Source organism: Nocardia carnea, assembly GCF_029869215.1.
GTDB classification, from domain to species: domain Bacteria; phylum Actinomycetota; class Actinomycetes; order Mycobacteriales; family Mycobacteriaceae; genus Nocardia; species Nocardia carnea_B.
Genome location: NZ_JARWPM010000087.1, coordinates 16,544 through 38,142, shown reverse-complemented (window position 1 = coordinate 38,142; position 21,599 = coordinate 16,544). Strand labels below are relative to the sequence as shown.

The following is a 21,599-nucleotide window of genomic DNA, read 5'->3' as shown; positions in this document are numbered from 1 at the left end:
CCCCCCCCCGCCCCCCCCCCCCCCCCCCCCCCCCCCCCCCCCCCCCCCCCCCCCCCCCCCCCCCCCCCCCCCCCCCCCCCCCCCCCCCCCCCCCCCCCCCCCCCCCCCCCCCCCCCCCCCCCCCGCCCCCCCCCCCGGGGGTTCTTGTCGTCCCGGTTTCGCGGGCGGACGCGGCCCTTGCCGGGCCGGTCCCTACCCGCTCAGCGGATCCGGAAGATCACCAGCCGCTGCACCACGAAGTTGATGACGGTGGCCGTACCCTGGGCAATCACATACGCCGTCGGGACCCGCCACCACACGCCTTCGTCGAAGATCTCGTAGAACATCCAGTTGATCCCGACCTGCACGCAGAAGGTCAGGGCGTACAGCACGACCACCGCGATGAACCGGGCCCGGCTCGGCGGCGCGTTGAACGTCCACCGCCGGTTGATCAGATAGGCGGTCGTCGTGCCGGCGATGAACCCGATCGCCTTGGCGAGGTTCACCGGCAATCCGGCCACCTCGAGCAGCAGCCAGTACAGCCCGAAGTCGACCACCGCCGAGAGCGCACCGGTGACCGTGAACCGCACCAGCTGCGTCACCAGCCCGATCTGCGCACTCTCCGGCCCGGTGGCATTCGGCGCGAGCCCGGCGTTCACCTGCTCCCCGGACGAAACGGAAAAATCCCCGGTCTCCCCCGGCGCCACCCGGGGTCCCCGGCTCACTGCATTGCTTTCAGGGGGCACGGCCGAAATCTACTTGCCGGCCCCGGCCCATGGGCCCCCGGGGCACCGACCGCTGCCCGGCACGCAGCGCAGGACCGACCTCGGCGTGAGCCCATGATCTCGGTCACCGCGAAAGACAGGACCCGAACAGCCCGCCTCCCGGCAAAACCGAGAGATTTCCCCCGAACTTCGCCCACAGCGCCTCCTCGGTTTTCCCACCTTCGAATCCGTTCCCCCCGCTCCGGCCCACATTCGTGGTTCGGGGCCCGTCGCGGTCTGGGGCGGCAGAGCGGGGGGGCGAAGCGGAGGGGCGGCGGAGTGAAGAACGAGACTTCGGGGCCCCGAACCGGCGACGCCGGACGCGGCGCAGTCGAACACAGTGAAGAACGAGACTTCCGGGGGCCCCGAACCCGCGCCGCCGCAGGCGACGCCATGTTGCAGTAGCCTCTATGCCGATGTCCACGAAAGCTCCGACCTCGACCCCGTCGTCCGGTACCGAGACCCCGGCGGCCGGCGAACCAGATACTGCCGGTGCAGGGTTCGCGCTACCCACTCAGACCCGCACGCTCACCGGGTGGGCTCGTACCGCGGCGACCACCGCCGAGGTGCTCTCGACCAGCGATCCCGAAGTCATCGCGCGCGCGGTGGCCATGGTCGCCGAGGACAACGACGGTAAACCGGCCCATTTGCGGCGTGGTGTGATCGCCCGCGGTCTCGGCCGTTCGTACGGCGACAACGCCCAGAACGCGGGCGGCCTCGTCGTCGATATGACCGCGCTGAACAAGATCCACCGGATCGACCGGGACACCCGGATGGTGGATGTCGACGCCGGTGTGAATCTGGACCAGCTGATGAAGGCCGCGCTGCCGTTCGGGCTGTGGGTTCCGGTGCTGCCGGGTACCCGGCAGGTCACCGTGGGCGGGGCGATCGGCTCCGATATCCACGGCAAGAACCATCACAGCGCGGGCAGCTTCGGTAACCATGTGCGGTCGATGCAGTTGCTCACCGCCGACGGCACCGTGCAGACCATCAGCCCGAAGAAGAACGCCAAGCTGTTCTGGGCCACCGTCGGCGGCTGCGGGTTGACCGGCATCATCCTGCGGGCCACCATCGAGATGACCCCGACCGAGACCGCGTACTTCATCGCCGACGGTGATGTGACCTCGGGTCTGGACGAAACCATCGCTTTCCACAGCGACGGCTCCGAGGACAAGTACGAGTACAGCTCCGCCTGGTTCGACGCGCTGAGCCCGATGCCCAAGCTGGGCCGCGCGGTGATCTCGCGGGGTTCGCTGGCGAAACTGGATCAGCTGCCCAAGAAGTTGCGGAAGAACCCGCTCGGATTCACCGGGAAGACGTTCCTCACTTTCCCGGATGTCTTCCCGAACGGCTTGCTCAACAACAAGACTTTCACCCTGGCCACCGAGATCTGGTACCGCAAGGGCGCCACCTACCGGCAGAAGCCGCAGGATCTGACGGCCTTCTATCATCCGCTCGATATGCTCGGCGAATGGAACCGCGCCTACGGTTCGCGCGGTTTCCTGCAGTATCAGTTCGTGGTGCCGCCGGAGGCCGTCGCGGAGTTCAAGCAGATCCTGATCGATATCCAGGCCAGCGGGCACTATTCGTTCCTGAATGTGTTCAAGTACTTCGGCGAGGGCAATCAGGCCCCGTTGAGTTTCCCGATGCCGGGCTGGAACGTCTGCCTGGATTTCCCGATCGTGCCCGGGCTCAACGAGTTCGTCACCGAACTGGACCGGCGAGTGCTCGAATTCGGCGGCCGGCTCTACACCGGGAAGGATTCGCGGACCACCGCCGAAACCTTCCATCAGATGTATCCCCGGATCGACGAGTGGATCAAGGTGCGCCGCAGCGTCGACCCGACAGGCGTATTCATGTCCGATATGGCGAGAAGGCTGGAGCTTCAGTGATCAACGCGGTAGGCAATCCGCAGACCATTCTGCTGTTCGGCGGGACCTCGGAAATCGGCCTCGCGATCTGCGCGGAGTACCTGAAGAAGGGCCCGGCCCGGGTGATCCTGGCCACCCTGCCCGGTGACCCGCTGCGCGATACCGCCGTAGCCCAGATGAAGGCCTCGGGCGCCGGCGAGGTCGATGTGATCGATTTCGACGCGCTCGATACCGCCGCCCACGGGGAAGTGGTGGAGAAGGCGTGGGCCGGCGGCGATATCGATGTCGCGATTGTCGCTTTCGGGCTGCTCGGCAATGCTGAAGAGCTATGGCAGAACCAGGCCAAAGCGGTGCAGATCGCACAGATCAACTACACCGCCGCGGTGTCGGTGGGCGTGCTGGTCGGCGAGAAGATGAAGGCACAGGGCTTCGGCCGGATCATCGCCATGTCGTCGGCGGCCGGCGAGCGGGTGCGGCGCTCCAACTTCGTGTACGGCTCCACCAAGGCCGGGCTGGACGGGTTCTACCTGGGCCTCGGCGAAGCGCTGCGGCCGTTCGGGCCGCGAGTGCTGGTGATCCGGCCGGGTCAGGTGCGCACCACCACCACGATCGAGCACTGGAAGGCCACCGGAGCCAAGGAAGCGCCGTTCACGGTGGACAAGGAAGAAGTGGCCGCACTGGCCGTGGCGGCGTCGGAGAAGGGCAAGGAGCTCATCTGGGCACCGGGCGCGTTCCGGTACGTGATGATGATTCTGCGCCATATCCCGCGCCCCATCTTCCGCAAACTGCCGGTCTGACGGTAGACGCGCGGACAACCCCCTCGGCGACGCCACCACCGGCAACCATGTCGCGACATGATCGTCGAACCGTCCGGACGGGCAACCCAGCAAGCCCGGACAGCGCGGTGCGGCCGACGAGGCCGGGGCATGGCCGGAACGGTTCGCGCGCCGGCCCTGCCCGAGGTCCGGCACAGAAAGCTCGAGGGCCGTCGCGGCCGGATCTACTCCGGTAGCGACGGCCCTCGTCGTATTTCGATTCACCCGGCCACGGGAACCCGTGGCCGGGTTCGCTGTCACACGCGTGTCATTCGCTGGCCCAGTTCCCGGCGCAGCACCTCCTGAGACGGCAGGCGCCCGAGGACGCGCAATACCGTGGGTCGTAGTTCTCGCTGCTCCTCATCGGTGAGCAAGCCGACGAGATCGCGCAGTTCCATATCGTCGAAGGCCGAGGTCATGCGACCCAGGGTACGGCGTGAGTCCGCGTTCGTCATCCGTTCCGGAATTCCCTCACCTGGAAATAAACCATGGTGTGAGGGATCGCACATGATAGACGAGTTTCGATGTAGCACAGCGCAGTTCAACTCACTTTGATCGGATCGTCGACTGCCAGACCACTGCGGGCCTCCTCCGTGACGGTGAGTTCGGCGGGCCGCGCGTCCGGCCGGTACGGGGTGTAGCGCTCGAGCGACCCCCAGTCGCGCGCCCAGTCGTCCGACAGATAGGTCGCCACCGAATCCGCTTGCAGCAGTAGTTCGGTCCAGCCCAGCGGGCCGCCGCCGATATGGTCCTGCCAGGCGTTGGAGGCATCGGAGCCCACCCGGTCGGGGAGGATGCGCCAGCGCGGGACCTCCGCGACACCGTGGCTGTGGTCGAACGGCCGCTGGCAGCCGAAGGCCAGCCCGACATGCCAGTCGAGCAGAACCGGATCGGTATGTCCGACAACCGAATCCAGCGTCGCCAGCCGCGGCAGGCGAGGCGGTGTGACGGCCAGCCACTGCCGCTCGGTGATGTCGTTGTCCACCGCGACCAGCCGCACGGCGTTCACCTCGGGCGGCAGCTGGTCCAGCGGCACGCGCAGATTGCGCCACGACGGGTTCGGGCCGATATCCAACGGTGTCACCGAACCGAGCACGTTCATGGTGCCGTCGGCGGCGCGGGTGCCGTATTCGACGGTGAGGTCCTGCCCGTAGGTCATGACACCGTCGGCATCCACCGATTTGATCCGCCCGGCGGCGGTGATCGCCAGCACGCGGTAGGCGGGGTCGGCGCGCATCTCGTCGGTGAGTTCCAGGCGATACCACTGCGTGGTCAGCTTCGCCTGCTGCTGCTCATCGGACTGATAGCTGCCGAGCACCGGGGTGCGGGCGGGGTCCAGGCCGAAGGGCAGGGCCACGGTGGAGCCGTTGATACCCGGTTGCGCCTCGGTACCGCCGCCGGTTCCGGCGCCGGTGGTATCGGTGGTTTTGTTCTCGGTATCGGATTCGATGGAGTTCGCACTGCCGGACACCGTTTCCTCGGCGTCGGCGGTGAGATCGTCGGCGACACCGTCCGGCGTGAAGCCGGTCGTCCCGGTATCGGGATCGGTGGAGATCAGGCCGTTCGCCGGGTCGCCCTCGTACGGTTGCAGCAGGGAATCGGCGGTATCGGTTTCGACCAGCACCTCGTCGGCGAGTCCGCACGGATCCCCGGCGAGAGCCCGGACGTTCGATTTCGCGATCGAGTACGCCGGGTACTGAGCCACTGCGGCCTTGGTCAGGGACGCGATCTCGAACAGCACGACCACAGCCGCCGCGACCGTAAGCGGTGCGGAAGCGTAACGCGCCGAACGGGACGGCGAATCGCTGCGATACGGCGCTCGGTAGTGGAACCAGAGCGCGAGCAGGAGGGCGAGAACGCTGAGACCGAGGAACAGTGTCGAGAAGCCTTTACCCGCGAGCAGCGGTGCCTTGTCCCACCACGGGACACCGTAGCTGGATACGTACCACCAGCCGTTCGAGCCGGTGAACGTGACCGCCAGCAGGAACAGCACGGCGGCCGCGAAAAGCGAACGGTTGCGGGGTGCGCGAATACCGTTGGTACCCACCGCGACTGCCGCCAGCGCGGCCAGCGAACCGGCCAGGCCCGCGTACACACCGAAATGATGGGTCCATTTGGTGGGTGTGAACATCATCAGCAGCAGCGAGGCGAACACGATGCCGAGAATGCGCACCGACGGCCCGCGGGAGGTCCCGGGGATACGGCCCTTGCGCAAGACCTGCAGTACGCAGACCAGCAGGCACAACAGCATCAGCAGGACCCCGAAACGCCGGGCCAGCGAACCGTCCGGGGAGAGCATGAGCAGCGAATCCCAGCGGGTGCGTTCGTCGAACCACGCCACGTTCGGACCCACCACGGTACGTACCCGGGTGGCTTCCAGCACCGTCGACAGGGTCTGATCGGCAAAAATCACCACCAGCACCAGAGTTCCGGCGGCGATACCGGGCGCGAGCAAGCTCGCGTACCGCAGTACCGCACCCGCGCTGCGCGCTACCGCCTCCGGGCCTGACTCGCCCGTGCCGGTACGTGCCCGTTTGATGATGATCTGCAGGACCGGGCGTGAGCCCGCGATCAGCGCGGCGATACAGATGAGGCCCGTGGGGCCGGCGGCCAGCGAGAACGCGGCGATCAGGATGGCGATCGCGGCCGGGAGCAAACGCGCGGTGGCGATGGCGCGTTCGATCGAGCACCAGGTGAGCAGCGCACCGGCGGCAATCAGCGGCTCCGGCCGCAGGCCGTTGTCGTAGGGCAGCCAGAACGCCAGGAACACCAGTCCCGCGGTCCACAGCGCGACCCGGTTACCCCGCACCCGGGCACCGAGGCGGGGCAGTACCTCCCGGCTGATCACCAGCCAGCAGACGATACCCGCGAGCAGGGTGGGCAACCGCATCCACGGACTGGAATCCGAGATCCGCGACATCCAGGCCAGCACCTCGTAGGACCAGCCGAACGGGGCCTCCGGGACACCGAACCAGCGGTAGTAGTTCGCGAGATAGCCGGCCTTCTCCGACACCCGGGCCATATTGAGGATGTAGCCGTCGTCCGAGGTGTTGGCGCCGACCACATGCCAGCCCACCAGCACCCCGAGCACCGCGGCGTCGGCGAGACCGAAACGCCACCAGTGCGCGGGCAGGAACCGGCGCGCGCGGCGGCCGTCGGTGGTGTCGAGCAGGTGCAGGGCCAGCAAGGCGAGCACGGTGAACACGACTGCGCCGATGATCGCCGCGAGTTTCAGCGGGCTCGGTGAGGATGTGAACCGGGAATCGATATCGGCGTGCAACCGGATCCCGGCGAGCTGCTCCGCCGGAAGGTCGGTGAACACACCGACCAGCTGCGGCCGGATATCCCGATCCACCTGCGCGCGAAACGGGGTGCCGTCGGCGCGCGTGGTGCCGGTGAGCTCGGCCGTGGTCGACGCCGCGGTCGTCACCACCGACAGCGATTCACAACCGGCGAGTTCCGCGCGTTCGGCGGCGAGCAGCGGGACATCGCGCAACACCACCGAGAGCGCGTCACCGGAGACGGTGACACGCAGGCCCTTCGCCGAGGCCTGGCCCGATTCGTCCGGCACGGTCGTCACCACCGTGCCCCCGGCGCCGGCGAGCACCGGGCACGGCACCTCGAGCTCGAGCCGCAACGGCTGATAACTCACCAGCGGCGCCTCGATATCGGTGGCGCCGGCCTGCGGCCATTCCAGCGCCGTCCGGTCCTGCCGGACCGGCAGAATCGGCGCCAGAATCGCCAGGACGAACCCCAATAGCCCGGATACGAGAGCCAACAGGCGGATACGGTTCGACGCTCGGGGAGATCGCTGCGGTCGCACGGGGCTCGACTCTAATAGGACACCACCGGGCGCGACGCATCCGCCGCAGGCAGATTGCGGTGTGCCGACATCCGGATCGCGCGGGTAGCGCCGGTCGCTGTCCCGTGCGCACAGCCGGCCCGGACGCGGAAAGACGCCACCGCGCGCCGGCACCAGGGAATACCGTGGGCCGGGCGGCACGCAATCGCGCCCGGAAACGGTACGGTGCCGATCGTCGACCGTTTTCGCGAGACGAACAATGCCCGTGAGTGGCGTGTCGAAGGCGTCGAGTATGCCGTGACGGCGGTGGTGAAGATGCGGGGTCGCCGAGCCGCTGCCGCTCGGCGCGCGAGGCCGGCGGCGAAACACCGTGGGGCGATCGGGTACCCGTGCGCGCGGCGAGACCGGGCATCGCAGCCGCGCCTACCTGGCCTGCGGCGTTGCGCGACCTCCTTTCCAGGGATGCGTAACGATCAGGTGGCCGCTGTGCGCGCCGGAGCTCAGGGCTGCACCACGATCAGGGTGAACGGCCCGATATCGGTTGCGGTGAACCGCGGGTCGTCGAAAAGCGCGGCCGGGAAGGCGACGGTGTAGCGGCGGACGTTCGGGTCGTTCGGGTAGACGTCGGCGGCGAGTCGCAGGGTGTACTCATCGCCGCTGCGGCGGAACAGGAACGCGTCCGGGGCGCGCCACGGGGACGCCGCCAACGCGTCGAGTAGTTCCTGCGGAGTCGCCAGCTCGCTCCATGCCTCGATGGTCGCGGAGCGGTCCGCGTAATCGGCCAGCGGGTTGGCGTAATGCGAGGTCAAACCCTGGAAACCGAAGTACGGGTAGTAGGCCAGGAAAGTGGTGTCGCCGGTGAGGATTACATTCTCCGACGGTTCGCGGCCGGTCTGCGCGCGCAGGGCGTCGTCGATGTGGTGGTAGTGGCGGACGGCGGCGGGGTCGCGCTGATCGGCGCGATGGCCGTCGCCGTCGGTATCGGTGTAGGCGGTGGTGATCTCGGGGGCCAGCACGTGCGGGATGTTCTGGCAGTAGGCCAGCGCACCGACGGTCGCGAGCACGATGGCCACCCAGCGGAACCGCGCCGGTTCGTTCAGCGCCTGGTACACCGCCCGGGCACCTTCCACGAAACCGAATCCGCCCGCCGCGGCCAGCAACACCAGCAGTACCGGTTCCAGCCGGAACGACAGCAGGGTGGTACCGGCCACGGTCGCCAGCATCGACAGCAGCGACCACAGATACACCGCGACGACCCCGAGCCCCAGCGATTGCGCGCGCCGCGAGGAGTTCGCGCGCAGCACCAGCCAGATCACCCCGACCAGGCACAGCGCACCGAGCAGCGAGAATTCCGCCATCGGCAGCGGCAGTTCGGACCCGGCCTCGGGCAGATAGTGGAACGCCCCACCGGATTCGAACTTCGGGTTGTCCAGCATCCGGAGCAGGAAGGGAACGAACACCGGCAGCGCCACCAGCGCAGCGACCGCGCCCATGACGATCAACCGCACCAGCGGGGCACCGATGGCCCGGCCGATGCCGTGTACTGGTTCGCGAGCCTCACCGGACTGCGCCGCGATCCGGCGCGGAGTGCGGGCCGCATACCGCGACCGGACCCCCAGCCCGGCCGCGACGACCGCCATGACCACCACCGTGAACACCGCGAACGCGAAGTAGAGCGTGTAGAAGGTGGCAGCGAGGCCGAGGAAGAGCCCGGTGCCCAGCACCGCGGCCCAGCCGCCCGCCGTCGCGGACGCGTCGTCGGTATCGGCCACCGGCACGCGCGGGACCGCGAGTTCGGCCGGGCGGTACAGCGCGCCCCAGGCCATCACGAGAACCGGCGGGATGAGGATGGCGATCACGGCGCCGTAGGCCTCGGGGGCGGCGTAGGTCACCCCCACTGCTGTCACCGCGGCGGTAACCCCCACTGCCCAGTCGGCGCGGATCAACCGCGACCACAGCACCAGCGAAATCACCGACGCCACGGCGATCGACGCGATCGCGTACGGCTTGAAGACCTCCCAGCCGTCCATCCCGAGCACATTCGCGACCCGCCCGCCGACCCAGAACCAGCCGGCCGGATAGAACGGCGGCAGATCCGCGTAGGTCATATCCCGCAGCGCCACGCTGTCGGTGAGCCGGGTCAGATATTCGGTGCGGAACTCCTGATCCACCGAGACCCCGAACAGGTACAGTTTCGTCGCGGCCAGCGGCAGCCCCAGGGTGACCGTGACGAACGCCGAGATCCCGGCCCAGGACAGCAGTTTCGCCCACCACCGGGCCCGGCGCAGCCGCAACAGCGCGATCGACACCGCCAGCAGCACCGCGGCACCGACCTGACCCACCGTCGTCAGTGCCCGCAGTACATTCGAGGAGTTGAACGCCGGCCAGTTCACCAGCGAAAACGCGACCAGCCCCACGGCGGCCACCAGCACGGCCACCACCGTCGCGAGCAGCGCCTCGCCGATTCCGGCCCCGACCTGACGCGCCCACCGCGCGCCACGACTCGTCCTCATCGGCGTCCTTACCTCCGGCTCCTGTACACGAACTGGCCGCCGGTCAGCCTAGTGGAGGGCTCCACGCCACCGTGGGCAGCGAACACCACACTCGGCTCGCCGACGCGTCCGGCCCCGGAGCCGACGGGTCCTCGGCAAACGCGGCTTCGAGCTCAAACGTCCTGCTCCGGTGGCCCTGCGTGCACATTGATCTGCTGAATTTCGGGCGAGATCCGGCCCGCGGTGACGAAGTCGTTGTCGTCGTGGACGATGACCAAGCCATGGTTTGCCGCTGTTGCGCATATCTGGAGATCAACTGCCGACAAGCATTGGTGCCTACCGAGCTCGGCAGCACGGTATTGATTCGTCGCGATCCACTGGCCGGCCCCTTGGGGTACGGCGATGTCCCGGTAGAGGGTGTCGAACATCGCACAGTACTTCGAGTACTCCGCCAGGTTTCGCGCCGACCGCAGGAACTCACTCCGCTGTGGATAGCACGAACGGAAATCACCGTCGGCCAGTGTCTGCCGCCAGCGCTCCAGAACGGATTGGTCACGGAGAATTCGCCACAGACCGGAAGAATCGATGAGGTACCGGTTCATCCTCCGTATGCCCGCTTGTCCGCCAAATGGGCGGCTTCGGCACCTTCGATATCCCAGTCACGCGCGAGTTCGAAGTAGTAATCGACCGCTGCAGCACGGCTCAGACGCTGGTTGTACTGCCGCAGGGCTTCCGCCACAGCAGCGGTCTTCGTCTTGTGACCGCCTAGCTTTTTCGCGGTCTCGAGCTCATCGTCGTCGATGTCGATGTGGGTCAAAGACATAACCGCCTCCTGTACATAACAGAGCCCGAGTAACGCAGTATATGTACATTCTAGCGGAGGTCCTCGACCACACCGAATCGATTATCAGTACACCCGCAGCATCCCCGGATCCCACAGACCGGTCCGGGTCGCGCTGCCGGTCTGCAGTTGCGCCGGGACCGCGTCGTAGTACTGGTCGTAGCGTTCCAGCGTGCCCCAGTCGCGACCCCAGTCGTTCTTCAGGTAGGTCGGGATGGTGGTGGATTTCGCCAGCATCTGGGAGAAGCCGAGCGGGCCACCGAATTCCTGGGCCTGCCAGGTGTTGGTGGAGCTCACCGCCAGCGGGCGGTCCGGCAGGATACGGAACTTCGGCACCTCGGCCACGCCGTTCTCGTGCCGGAACGGGCGCTGGCACGGGAACTGCAGCCCGACCGCCCAGTCGAGCAGGATCGGCTGTTCGGAACCGAGGTAGTCGTTGGCGGTTTCCAGCTTCGGCAGTCGCGGCGGGGTGAAGGCCAGCCACTGGTCGCCGATGAGGATCGGGTCGTTGGCGACGATCCGCACCGCGTCGGCCTCCGGGGCGATCTCGTCCAGCGGGACCCGCAGGTTGCGCCAGGACGGGAACGGGCCGATATCACGCGGCAGGTAGGTACCCAGATGGGTGACCGACCCGTCCGGCTGCCGTTTGCCGTAGTCGACGGTGAGCGACTGGCCGTACTGCATGGCGCCGGTGTCGTCGTAGGACAGGATGCGGCCGGCCGCGGTGATCACCAGCAGGGGCTGGTCCGGGGACCGCTGCGGCAGCTCGTACCAACTGGAGGTGACCAGCGCGGGCCGCTGCACACCCTCCTGGTAGCTCCCCAGGATCGGCGTGGTGGCGGGGTCGAGCCCGAAGGGCAGCGCCACCGTGGAGCCGTTCACGCCGAGTGCGCCCTGACCGCCGCCGGTACCGGCGTTCTGGCCCTCGGCGAAGGAGGCACCCACCGACTGACTGGAGGTGTTACCGGTACCCGGCTTCACCTCCACCGCATCGGCGGACAGATCGTCGGGGACACCGTTGGGGTCGAAGCCGACCGGATCGACACCCGCCAGCGGGTCGGCGGGGTTGGTGGGTGGATTCGCCGGGTCGATGATCGGATTCAACCGGCCGGCATTGGCGTTCACCTCGACCAGCACATCATTGGCCAGCCCGCAGGTCTCGCCGGAGACCGCGTCGATATTGCCCCGGGCCAGCGAATAACCCGGATACTGCGAGTACGCGCCCTTGGCCAGCGAAAGCACCTCGAACAGCACCATGGCCGCGGCCACCAGCGTGAGCGGGATGGCGGCGAACTTCCGGACCCGCCGGCCCCGCACGGTGCGGGTGGAGTTCGGCGGTTTCGCATAACCCTCGCGCAGCACATGCCAGGCCACCAGCAGCAGCGACAGCCCGAACAGCAGCAGCATCGCGGTATTGGACGAGATACCGAACAGCGTGACCCGCTTGTCGAACCACGGCACACCGTAACTGGAGACGTACCAGTAGCCGTTGATACCGGAGAACGCCAGCGCGAGAGTGAACATCAGCCCGGCCAGGAAGATCGCCCGGTTCTTGCGTGCGCGCAGCGCCGAGGCCGAGACCGCCACCGCCGTCACCGCGGCCAGCGAACCCGCGATACCGGCGTAGGCACCGAAGTGGTGGGTCCACTTGGTCGGGTTGAACATCATGAAGAAAATCGTGCCGAACACCACGCCCATCAACCGCCAGGTCGGGCCCGCGGCGATACCGGGCACCCGGCGCCGGCGCAGCAGCACCAGCATCGTGGTGAACAGGCACAGCAGCATGGCCAGGAACGCGAACCGGCGCGACAGCGATCCGTCGACGGTTTCGACGAACAGGTAGTAGTAGCGCAGATAGTCCTCGTACCAGGCGAGGTTCGGGCCGGCCAGCTGCCGGACACGGTTCGCTTCCTGGATACCGGCGAAGGTCTGGTCGCTGTAGACGACCGTGAGCACCAGGAATCCGGCCGCGGCCAGCGGCGCCAGCAACGCGACCGTGCCGTGCTCGCGATGCCGTTTGACGATGATGCGGGTGATCGGCCGGATACCGGCCAGCAGTGCGGCCACACACATCAGGCCGGTCGGGGCCGCGGCCAGCGTGAACGCGGCGACCAGGATCGCGACGGCGGCGGGCAGCAGGCGTGCGGTCGCGATGGCCCGTTCGATGGACACCCAGGTGAGCAGGGCGCCGAGCGCGACGATCGGCTCCGAGCGCAGGCCGTTGTCGTAGGGCAGCCAGAACGCCAGGAATACCAGGCCGCCGGTCCACAGCGGCACGCTGCCGAACCAGGCCCGGCCGCGCATTCCGCGCAGGCCGTTCCCCAGCCGCGGCACCACCTCGCGGCTGATCACCATCCAGCACAGGATCCCGCAGGCCAGCGCCGGCAGCCGGACCCACGGGCTGGCCGTGGACACCTCGGCGAACAGCTGGATCACGTAGTAGTACCAGCCGAACGGCGCCTCCGGGACGCCGTACCAGCGGAAATAGTTGGCCATATAGCCGGCGTCCGGGGCCACCCGGACCATACTCAGGATGTAGCCGTCGTCGGAGGTGTTGGCGCCGAGGAAATGCCAGACCAGCAGCGTGCCGATCACCCCGCCGTCGGCCAGCGTGGGCTTCAGCCAATGCGCCGGCAGGAAGCGCCGGTGGCCGCGGCCGTCGCTGGTGTCCAAGCGGGCCAGCGCCACCAGCGAGAGCAGGGTGCACAGCACCGCGGCGATCATCGCGGCGAGTTTGATCCAGGTGGGGCTGGAGCTGAACCGGGTGTCGATGGTCGACTCCAGACTCAGCCCGGCCGGGATACCGCCGGTCATATCCGTGAAGATGCCTACCACCTGCGGGCGCAGATCACCGACCAGCTGCCCCGCGTTGGGGACGCCGTTCTCCCCCACCAGACCCTCGAACGCCGCCGTGGTGCGTTCGTTGTCGGAGCTGATGGTGATGGCCGAGCAGTTCGCCATCTGGGCGCGGTCCGCCGTCGCCACCACGGCGTTGCGGTCCACCACGTCCACCGACGTATCCGAGACCCGCACGAACAGCGCCTCGAGGGCCGCCCGGTCGCCCTGCGGGGGTGCGGTGGCCAGCAGCATGCCGCCCTCCGGCGGCAACTGGTTCACCGCCGAACAGGGGATGGTCGCGGTGAAATCGATCGGCACCTGCGACATCAGCGGCGCCTGCACATTGGCCAGGCTGTCGTTCTGCGGCCAGGTCAGCGTCGCCGTGGTCTGGGTGACCGGCAGGAACGGTGTGGCGATCGCGAAGAGCGCGCCCAGGACGCCGGTGACGATCGCGACGAGCCGCGCGACCCGGAAATCCCTCGGCGCGACCCTCGGCTCCGGCTCCGGTGGCGTCTTCGTCAGTACTGCGGTGGCGACTTCTGGCACGCTGGCATGCTACTTGGGCGCGGCGTGCCCGGCCGGTTGGTGCCCCGGCGCGTAACGTCTGCGGTCACAGAAACTCCCCGCGAACGGGTTAGAAACCACGAGAACCGGGTAAAGAGGGGCGGCTGGCACAATCCGGCCCGGAAATCACCCCCTTATGCGCGGGGCAAAGCGGCGGTAATGGAAAGGTAGGGGCATGACCAAGGTGAATCTCGAGACGAACTACGGAACCATCGGCCTCCAGCTGGACGAGGCGAAGGCGCCGGACACCGTCCGCAACTTCGTCGAATACGTCAAGTCGGGACACTACGACGGCACGATCTTCCATCGCGTGATCCCGGGTTTCATGATCCAGGGCGGCGGCTTCGACGGCCAGATGCAGCAGAAGCCGACCGAGGCGCCCATCCAGAACGAGGCCGCCAACGGCCTGAAGAACGATAAGTACACGGTCGCCATGGCGCGCACCAACGACCCACATTCCGCGACGGCGCAGTTCTTCATCAATGTCGCCGACAACGATTTCCTCAACCACACCCAGCCGGCCGGCCAGGGTTGGGGCTACGCCGTGTTCGGCGCGGTCACCGAGGGGACCGATGTGGTCGACGAGATCGCGAAGGTGTCCACCTCGTCGCAGGGGATGCACCAGGACGTGCCGGTCGACAATGTGGTGATCAAATCCGCCACCATCGCCGGCTGAATTCGCTCGTCGAGCGGTTCGGGTTGCTCCGGCAGTGGTAGCCGGGCAACCCGAACCGGAGACTCACAGCGGCAGCAGGTGATGTTTGCGCGGATTGCGGATCACCGTTTTGTCGCGCAGCAGATGTAGCGCGCGGCGCAGCTCCAGCCGGGTCTGCGCCGGCTCGATCACCGCATCGATGAAACCGCGTTCGGCCGCCACCCACGGCGTGGCCACGGTGGCGTTGTAGAAGTCGACCAGCTGCTGCCGGACGGCGGCCTTCTGATCCTCCGGCGCGGCCGCGATCTGCGCCGCACCGATCAGGCTCACCGCGCTCTCCGCGCCCATCACGGCGATCCGGGCGGTCGGCCAGGCCAGGTTCACATCGGCACCGCACTGTTTGGACCCCATCACGGCGTAACCGCCGCCGTAGGCCTTACGGACCACCACGGTGACCTTCGGGACGGTTGCCTCCACGAACGCGAACAGGAACCGGCCGCCGCGTTTGATGACGCCGATCTTCTCCTGTTCCACGCCGGGCATGAACCCGGGAGTGTCCACCACGAGCACCAGCGGGATCTCGTAGGCATCGCAGAGCCGGATGAAATGCGAGGCCTTGTCCGAGGCGCGCGCGTCGAGTGCGCCCGCGTACACCTGCGGCTGGTTGGCCACTACCCCCACGCTGCGGCCGTCGACCCGGGCGAAACCGGTGATGATGTTCTTCCCGGCTTCGGCGCCGTATTCGTGGAAATGGCCGTCGTCGAAGATGCGCAGCAGGATGTCGTGCATGTCGTAGCCGGCGTTGTCCGAATCCGGGATGATCGAATTCAGTTCGCGGTCGCTATCGGTGATCTCCGGTTCCAGCCCGGGGTTGATCACCGGCGGCTGCTCCTGGCAGCTGGTCGGCATATACGACAGGTATTCGCGCACCCAGGCGAAGGCCGCGGCCTCGTCCTCGGCGATGTGGTGGATATTGCCGTACTGGGCCTGCGCGTGCGCGCCGCCGAGTTCCTCGAGGCTTACATCCTCACCGGTGACCTCTCGGATGACCTTCGGCCCGGTGACGAACATATGCGCCGATTTCACGGCCACCACGACATCGGTGTTGATCGGCGAATACACCGCACCGCCGGCGCAGTTGCCCAGGATCATCGAAATCGTCGGCACCATCCCCGACAGCGGTTCCTGCCGGGTGCTCAGCTCGGCGTACCACGCCAGCGACGACACCGCCTCCTGGACGCGGGCACCGCCGGAATCGTTGATCCCGATCATCGGGCAGCCGACCTTCGCGGCGTACTCCATGATGGCGGCGACCTTCCGGCCGAACATCTCCCCCACCGACCCGCCGTACACGGTCTGATCGTGGGAGAACACGGCCACCGGCCGCCCGTCGACCGTACCGTGCCCGGTCACCACACCGTCTCCGTACAGCGCGGCCGGATCACCGGGGCGGCGCACCAAAGCGCCGATCTCCACGAAACTGCCCGGATCGAGCAGCATATTGATCCGGTCGCGGGCGCTGGGTATCCCCTTACGCGCCCGCTTCGCCACGCCCGCTTCACCCGCCGGTTCCTGGGCGAGCTCGAGTCGCTTGCGCAGGTCGGCGAGTTTTTCGGCGGTAGTGCTCACTTGCTCCCTTTCACGCCCGATGAGTCGATCCGAGCGAGTTTAGCGGTGAGGTCCGCGCCGATTTTCCCGATCCTCGGCTCATCGATGATCTGCAGATGATCGCCGGGGATGTGAATGACCTCCAGATTCGGCAGGTACTCATCCCAACCACCGTTGGGCCGGCGGTCCGCGTACCGCGGCTCGAGCTCGATCGCACCGTCGTGATAGCGGTCGGCCAGGTAGAGCACCACATCGCCGTCGTAGTTCGCGGGCTGGACCTGCTGGAGTGCGCGGTTTTCGATCCAGGAGGTCTTCTGGTGCTCGAGCACCCCGCCCGGGATCTTCGCACCGGTCATCTTGATCAGATCGCTGATCATCTTGAACTGTTCTTCGTCGGACGAGTCGGCCAGCTCTCGCAGCTGGTCGTCGTCGAGTTCACCGTCGATGTTGAAAGTCTTCTTGGCGAACACCTGATAGCGCTGGATCCGCCGGAAGCGTTCCTCGGGGGTATTGCTCTCCGGCTCCACGGGGATGGCGAGATCGATCAGGCCGACGAGCCGGACATCGGCGCCCTCGGCACGAAGGATCTGCGCGACCGCCATGGCCAGCACGGCACCCAGTGACCAGCCGTAGAGCACGTACGGGCCATCGCCCTGCAACTTGCGCAGCTCCGGGACATACTCGCGGGCGCGCTCCTCGATCGAACCCTCGGCCCGTTCGAGACCGTACATCGGCGTGTTCTCGGGAAGCCGCTTCAGCAGCGGCTCGTAGACCAGTGTGTTCCCACCCGCTGGGTGGAAGACGAAAACCGGTACCGCGTCGGATCCCTCAGTGCGTGGACGCAGCGGACGTACGTATCCGTCGACATCGGCTCCGCTGTCCTGCAGAGTGCGCACGATTTCGGCCAACTGCTCGATGGTTTCGCAATCGAGCACATCGTCGACGGTGATCTCGGCGCCCACCCTGTCCGTGAGCCGGGCCGCGAGTTTTTCCGCCGTGTCCTCATCGAGGATCGGCAGGGTATTGAAGATGCCGCCCGCCGATTCACCGGTGACCATCGCCCACGATGCGTAGGTGAGGCGTTCCGCAGCGTCACGTGGCGGAACGTTCTCCTCGTCTGCGGAACCGGCAGTGCCGCCACCGAATACCGCCGCTCCCGCGGCCGGGGCAGGTTCGGCCGCGGCTACCGCGGGCTGGACCGCATCATTCGCGGAACCCGTTTCCTCAGTGGCGCCACCAGCTTTCGAGCCATTCGCGGCCGCATCGGTGGTCTGGTTCGTGGCGGTGCCGCCGGGTTCCGTTGCCTGCGGGGACTTTCCGGCGTCTGCCGTTCCCGCGGCGCTGCCGCTACCCGCCGTCGCCTGGTCCAGGGCCGCGACCGGGTCCTGGCCCGACTCCATGGCCGCCTTCGCCGCCTCCACGAAGTTGTCGTCCACGTTGAGTGCACCGGTTTCGCCGGCGGCCTGCTTCTCCGCCATCTCCCGCACCTCGTCGCGGTGCTCGATCGCGTAGCGCAGCACCTTGCCGACTTCGTGCAGGCTGGCATCGCGTACCGCCGAGACCTGCAACTGCGGGATATCGAATTCGTATTCGACCCGGTTCTTGATCCGCATCGCCATCAGCGAATCCAGCCCGAGTTCCATGAGCGGGATCTCCATCGGCAGATCCTCGACCGCGTAACCCATCGATTCGGCGACGATGAGCGCCAGCCGCTCCTCCACGGTCTGGCCGCTGTCGGGGCTCCAGCGTTCGCCGAAACCGGCGGTGTCCACCGCGTCGAGCACCTCGGGTTCCGTGCTGACCGCCGGTGCGGCGGGGGCTGTCTCGACCGGAGCGGGCAGGGCAGCGCCGGAGCTGACGACAGCATCGAACAGCAGCCGGAACTGCGCGCCTTCCCGAGCATGCACCTGCACCGACGCACCACCGGGGTGCGGGGTGAGGGTGGTGGTCAGCGTTCCCGTGGCGGGCAGCGGTGCGTGGGCGACGCTCGCGCCCAGGCTCACATCGGCCAGTACCTGCGCGGCGGCCGATTGCACCAGCGCGGGGAGTTCGTCGACCGCCGACGCCTGGACCTCCCAGACGTGCCGGCCGTCGGGCAGCGCGACCGAGGCACCCGGCACCCGGGCGCTGCCGCCGGTGGACAGCGGGGTCACCTTCGGCCAGTAGTACTTACGGATGAACGCGGTTCGCGGGATATCGGCGTACGGCCCCGCCGGTACCAGCGACGCCAGATCCACCGCGTGCCCGTGCACGTAGAGCTGCGCCAGCGCGGTGATCACCGCGGCGGATTCGTCTTCCTTGCGCTTGAGCGTCGGGATCAGCTGCGCGTCGTGCAGGCCGGCGGCGAACGTGGTGCCGAGTACCTGCATGAGCGCCACCGAATTCGGGGCCAGTTCGAGGAAGGTGGTGATGCCGGCGTCGACCGCGCGTTTGATCGCATTCGTGAAGTACACGCTGTGCCGCATGTTCTTCACCCAGTAGGCCTCGGTGTGCACCGGGTCGTGGCCGGGCGCGTAGTACTGCTCCTTGTCGACCGTGGAGTACAGCCCGACCTTCGGTTTCGTCGGTTCGATCCCGGCCAGTTCGGCGGCGAGTTCGCCGAGCAGCGGATCCATCTGCGAGGTGTGCCCGGCGCCCTTGGTCTGCAGGACGCGGGCGAACTTCCCGGCTTCCTCGACCTTCGCGACGATCGCCGCGACCTGATCCACCGGACCGCCGATCACGGTATTGGTCGGCGCCGCGTACACGGCCACCTCGATATCGGGGTAATCCGGCAGCATCGCCGCGACATCCTCGGCGCTCAACTCCACCAGCGCCATATTGCGGACATCGTCGTCGGTGAGCATTTCCTCGCCCTCGCGCATCAGGCGGGAGCGTGCACAGATCACCCGGACGGCGTCCTCCAGCGGCAGCCCACCGCTGATATACGCCCCGGCCACCTCGCCCTGGGAATGGCCGACCACCGCGGTGGGTTCGGCCCCGTGCGCGCGCAGCAGCGCGGCGAGCCCCACCTGAATGGTGAAGGTACCGACCTGGGACGTGCCGATATTCCAATCCTGGGCGTCATCGAGCATCATCTCGCGCACCGAGTAGCCGGCCTCGTCCTGGACGAGTTCGTCGACCTCGTCGACGGTGCGCCGGAAGATCGAATTCTCCAGGTAGAGCTGTTTGCCCATTTTGCGGTGCTGGGCACCGAAACCGGCCATCACCCACATCGGCCCCTCGGCCGCGGGCGCGTCGGCGGTGAAAACTCCCGGCCCGGGTTTGCCGGCGGCGATCGCCCGCAGCCCGGCGATCGCTTCGGCATGATCCTTCGCCAGCACGACACCGCGGGACCGCCAGTGGCTGCGTTTGGCCAGCGCGCGCGCCACATCCGCGAGCGGAGTCCGCTGTCCCGCTTCACTTTCCAGCCAGTCGGCCAGATCGGCGGCGGCGCGGCGACGACGCGAGGGCAGATAGGCGGACACGGCCAGGATCACCGGCAGCGGTTCGGCGCGCTCGGCCGACCATTCGGGTTCGGGCGCGGCTTCGGCGGTGACCGCCTCGGCTTCCGCGACCACATCGGTGGTCTCCCGATCGAGTTCCGCGGCCTCCGCTACCGCCGGTTCTTCGACCGCGGCGACCGGGGGGGCGTATTCCTGGACCACCAGGTGCGCATTGGTTCCGCCGAACCCGAAGCCGGAGATCCCCACGGTCGCGGTGCCGCTGTACCGCGGGAACGGGGTCGGTTCGTCGACGACCTTCAACCGGGCCTGCTCGAACGGGATATACGGGTTCGGCCCGGCGTAGTTGATATTGGGCGGGACGACATCGTGCTGGAACGCCAAGATCACCTTGGCCAGGCTCGCGGCGCCCGCACCGGATTCCAGATGCCCGAAGTTGGTCTTGGCCGACCCCAGCAGGACCGGCGTATCGGCCGCCCGGCCGGCACCGACGACGGCGCCCAAAGCCTGCGCCTCGATCGGATCACCGACCAGGGTGCCCGTGCCGTGCGCCTCGATGTAGTCGACCGTGGCGGGCACGATCCCCGCGTCGCGGTAGGCGCGACGCAGGACATCGGCCTGGGCCTCGGGATTCGGGGCGATGAGCCCGTTGGAACGACCGTCGCTGTTGACCGCCGAACCCTTGACCACCGCGAGAATTTTGTCGCCGTCGCGTTCGGCGTCGGCCAGCCGCTTCAGCACCACCAGACCCGCGCCCTCGGAGCGGACCATACCGTCCGCGTCGGACGAGAACGCCTTGATCCGGCCGTCCTTGGCGACCGCGCCGTTCTTGTCGAACCCGAGCGTGGTCATGGGGATGAGCAGCATGTTCACGCCGCCGGCCAGGGCCACATCGGCGTCTCCGGCGCGCAGCGCCTGCACAGCCTGATGCACCGCGACCAGGGTCGAAGAGCAGGCGGTATCCACCGCCACCGACGGGCCGCGGAAATCGTAGAAGTACGAAACCCGGTTGGCGATGATGCTGCTCGCACTGCCCATGATCTTGTACGCCTCGGCCGACGCCGGAACGTTCGGATCGGTATCCCCGAGGCTCATCGCGGCGATGAGCTGGAAATCGCTGGTCGACGTGCCGATGTACACACCCACCGATTCCCCGCGCAGATCGCTGGCCGGGATACGCGCATGCTCGAGCGCCTCCCAGGTGAGCTCCATCATCAACCGCTGCTGCGGGTCGATCCGCTCGACCTCGATCGGCGACATGGCGAAGAATTCGGCGTCGAAATCGGTGACGACGTTCTGGTCCAGATAGCCGCCGCGGGTATTTCCTTCCGCCACGGCCTGCGCGACCTGCGGTTCGCTCAGGAACTCCGCCCAGCGCCCCTCGGGAAGGTCACGGATGGCGTCGCCGCCGTTGATGAGGAATTCCCAGGTGGATTCCGGAGTATCCCCGGCCCCGGGCAGCCGGGTGGACAGGCCCACGATCGCGATATCGTGCGCGTCACCAGGGGCGTAGCCGGCGGTGTAGTACTGGTCGTCGAGGGCCTCGAGGGTGACCTCCGGCGGACCGTTGACGATCACATCGGCCAGCGAGGCGATGGTCGGATGCTGATAGACGACGGTGGCGTCGAGAACCACGCCGGTGAGATCCTCGATCTCGCCGCCGAGGGCCAGCGCATCGCGCGAGGCCAGCCCGAACTCCTCCATCGGCCGGTCGACGGTGATCTTGTCCACGGACTGACCGGTGGCCTCCGCCACCCAGTTCCGCAACCACTCCCGTAGTTCCGCCACCGACATATCGGGTTTCGCGGCCGCCGATGCGGCCGTGGGCTCCGTGCCCGCCTCGGCGCCGCCCTCCTGCCCGGCGGGAAGATTCTCGGTCTGTTCCGGCGACGTACCCTCGTTATCAGCCATCAGTCCTCAAGCTACC

At 67.7% G+C, this 21,599-nt stretch carries 12 protein-coding genes; 3 read left to right on the top strand and 9 right to left on the bottom strand.

The window, feature by feature from the left end:
* Positions 1 to 200 precede the first annotated feature (200 nt).
* A complete protein-coding gene (locus QH276_RS04800) occupies positions 201 to 638 on the bottom strand; it encodes a GtrA family protein (protein WP_280396647.1) in 438 nt (145 codons plus the stop codon).
* Between the two features lie 521 nt (positions 639 to 1,159).
* On the opposite strand from QH276_RS04800, the gene QH276_RS04795 reads away from it, so the two are divergent.
* A complete protein-coding gene (locus QH276_RS04795) occupies positions 1,160 to 2,635 on the top strand; it encodes an FAD-binding protein (protein WP_432278539.1) in 1,476 nt (491 codons plus the stop codon).
* Positions 2,632 to 3,411, top strand: coding sequence for a decaprenylphospho-beta-D-erythro-pentofuranosid-2-ulose 2-reductase (locus QH276_RS04790; protein WP_280396649.1), 780 nt, complete (start codon positions 2,632 to 2,634; stop codon positions 3,409 to 3,411). The genes QH276_RS04795 and QH276_RS04790 overlap by 4 nt, the downstream gene beginning before the upstream one ends.
* A 275-nt stretch (positions 3,412 to 3,686) precedes the next feature.
* Here QH276_RS04790 and QH276_RS04785 read toward each other — a convergent pair whose 3' ends face one another.
* The 6 genes from QH276_RS04785 to QH276_RS04760 all read right to left on the bottom strand — a co-directional run bounded on the left by QH276_RS04785 (position 3,687) and on the right by QH276_RS04760 (position 13,948).
* On the bottom strand, positions 3,687 to 3,848 hold the full coding sequence (locus QH276_RS04785; RefSeq protein WP_195055828.1) for a hypothetical protein: 162 nt from the start codon (positions 3,846 to 3,848) through the stop codon (positions 3,687 to 3,689).
* 122 nt (positions 3,849 to 3,970) lie between these two features.
* A complete protein-coding gene (locus QH276_RS04780) occupies positions 3,971 to 7,252 on the bottom strand; it encodes an arabinosyltransferase domain-containing protein (protein ID WP_280396650.1) in 3,282 nt (1,093 codons plus the stop codon).
* A gap of 479 nt (positions 7,253 to 7,731) precedes the next feature.
* Positions 7,732 to 9,744, bottom strand: a complete 2,013-nt coding sequence (locus tag QH276_RS04775; protein ID WP_280396651.1) for a galactan 5-O-arabinofuranosyltransferase — start codon at positions 9,742 to 9,744, stop codon at positions 7,732 to 7,734.
* 152 nt (positions 9,745 to 9,896) lie between these two features.
* Positions 9,897 to 10,325 (bottom strand): PIN domain-containing protein, encoded by a 429-nt coding sequence (locus QH276_RS04770; RefSeq protein ID WP_280396652.1) that lies wholly within the window; start codon positions 10,323 to 10,325, stop codon positions 9,897 to 9,899.
* Positions 10,322 to 10,546, bottom strand: a complete 225-nt coding sequence (locus QH276_RS04765) for a type II toxin-antitoxin system VapB family antitoxin (RefSeq protein ID WP_280396653.1) — start codon at positions 10,544 to 10,546, stop codon at positions 10,322 to 10,324. The genes QH276_RS04770 and QH276_RS04765 overlap by 4 nt, the downstream gene beginning before the upstream one ends.
* An 84-nt stretch (positions 10,547 to 10,630) precedes the next feature.
* Positions 10,631 to 13,948, bottom strand: coding sequence for an arabinosyltransferase domain-containing protein (locus QH276_RS04760; RefSeq protein WP_432278540.1), 3,318 nt, complete (start codon positions 13,946 to 13,948; stop codon positions 10,631 to 10,633).
* A 193-nt stretch (positions 13,949 to 14,141) separates the two neighbouring features.
* Between QH276_RS04760 and QH276_RS04755 the strand changes: the two genes are divergently transcribed.
* A complete protein-coding gene (locus QH276_RS04755; protein WP_280396654.1) occupies positions 14,142 to 14,642 on the top strand; it encodes a peptidylprolyl isomerase in 501 nt (166 codons plus the stop codon).
* A gap of 63 nt (positions 14,643 to 14,705) precedes the next feature.
* On the opposite strand, the gene QH276_RS04750 is transcribed toward QH276_RS04755, so the two are convergent.
* Both QH276_RS04750 and pks13 read right to left on the bottom strand, forming a co-directional pair.
* Positions 14,706 to 16,250, bottom strand: coding sequence for an acyl-CoA carboxylase subunit beta (locus tag QH276_RS04750; RefSeq protein ID WP_280396655.1), 1,545 nt, complete (start codon positions 16,248 to 16,250; stop codon positions 14,706 to 14,708).
* A complete protein-coding gene (gene pks13, locus QH276_RS04745) occupies positions 16,247 to 21,583 on the bottom strand; it encodes a polyketide synthase Pks13 (RefSeq protein WP_280396656.1) in 5,337 nt (1,778 codons plus the stop codon). Before pks13 ends, QH276_RS04750 begins: the two co-directional genes overlap by 4 nt.
* Positions 21,584 to 21,599 lie beyond the last annotated feature (16 nt).

What these genes read in the sequence shown, in the direction of transcription:
- QH276_RS04765 (WP_280396653.1), bottom strand. Translation starts at nt 10,546, where the DNA reads ATGTCTTTGACCCACATCGACATCGACGACGATGAGCTCGAGACCGCG.
- QH276_RS04755 (WP_280396654.1), top strand. Translation starts at nt 14,142, where the DNA reads ATGACCAAGGTGAATCTCGAGACGAACTACGGAACCATCGGCCTCCAG.
- QH276_RS04785 (WP_195055828.1), bottom strand. Translation starts at nt 3,848, where the DNA reads ATGACCTCGGCCTTCGACGATATGGAACTGCGCGATCTCGTCGGCTTG.
- pks13 (WP_280396656.1), bottom strand. Translation starts at nt 21,583, where the DNA reads ATGGCTGATAACGAGGGTACGTCGCCGGAACAGACCGAGAATCTTCCC.
- QH276_RS04775 (WP_280396651.1), bottom strand. Translation starts at nt 9,744, where the DNA reads ATGAGGACGAGTCGTGGCGCGCGGTGGGCGCGTCAGGTCGGGGCCGGA.
- QH276_RS04795 (WP_432278539.1), top strand. Translation starts at nt 1,160, where the DNA reads ATGTCCACGAAAGCTCCGACCTCGACCCCGTCGTCCGGTACCGAGACC.
- QH276_RS04770 (WP_280396652.1), bottom strand. Translation starts at nt 10,325, where the DNA reads ATGAACCGGTACCTCATCGATTCTTCCGGTCTGTGGCGAATTCTCCGT.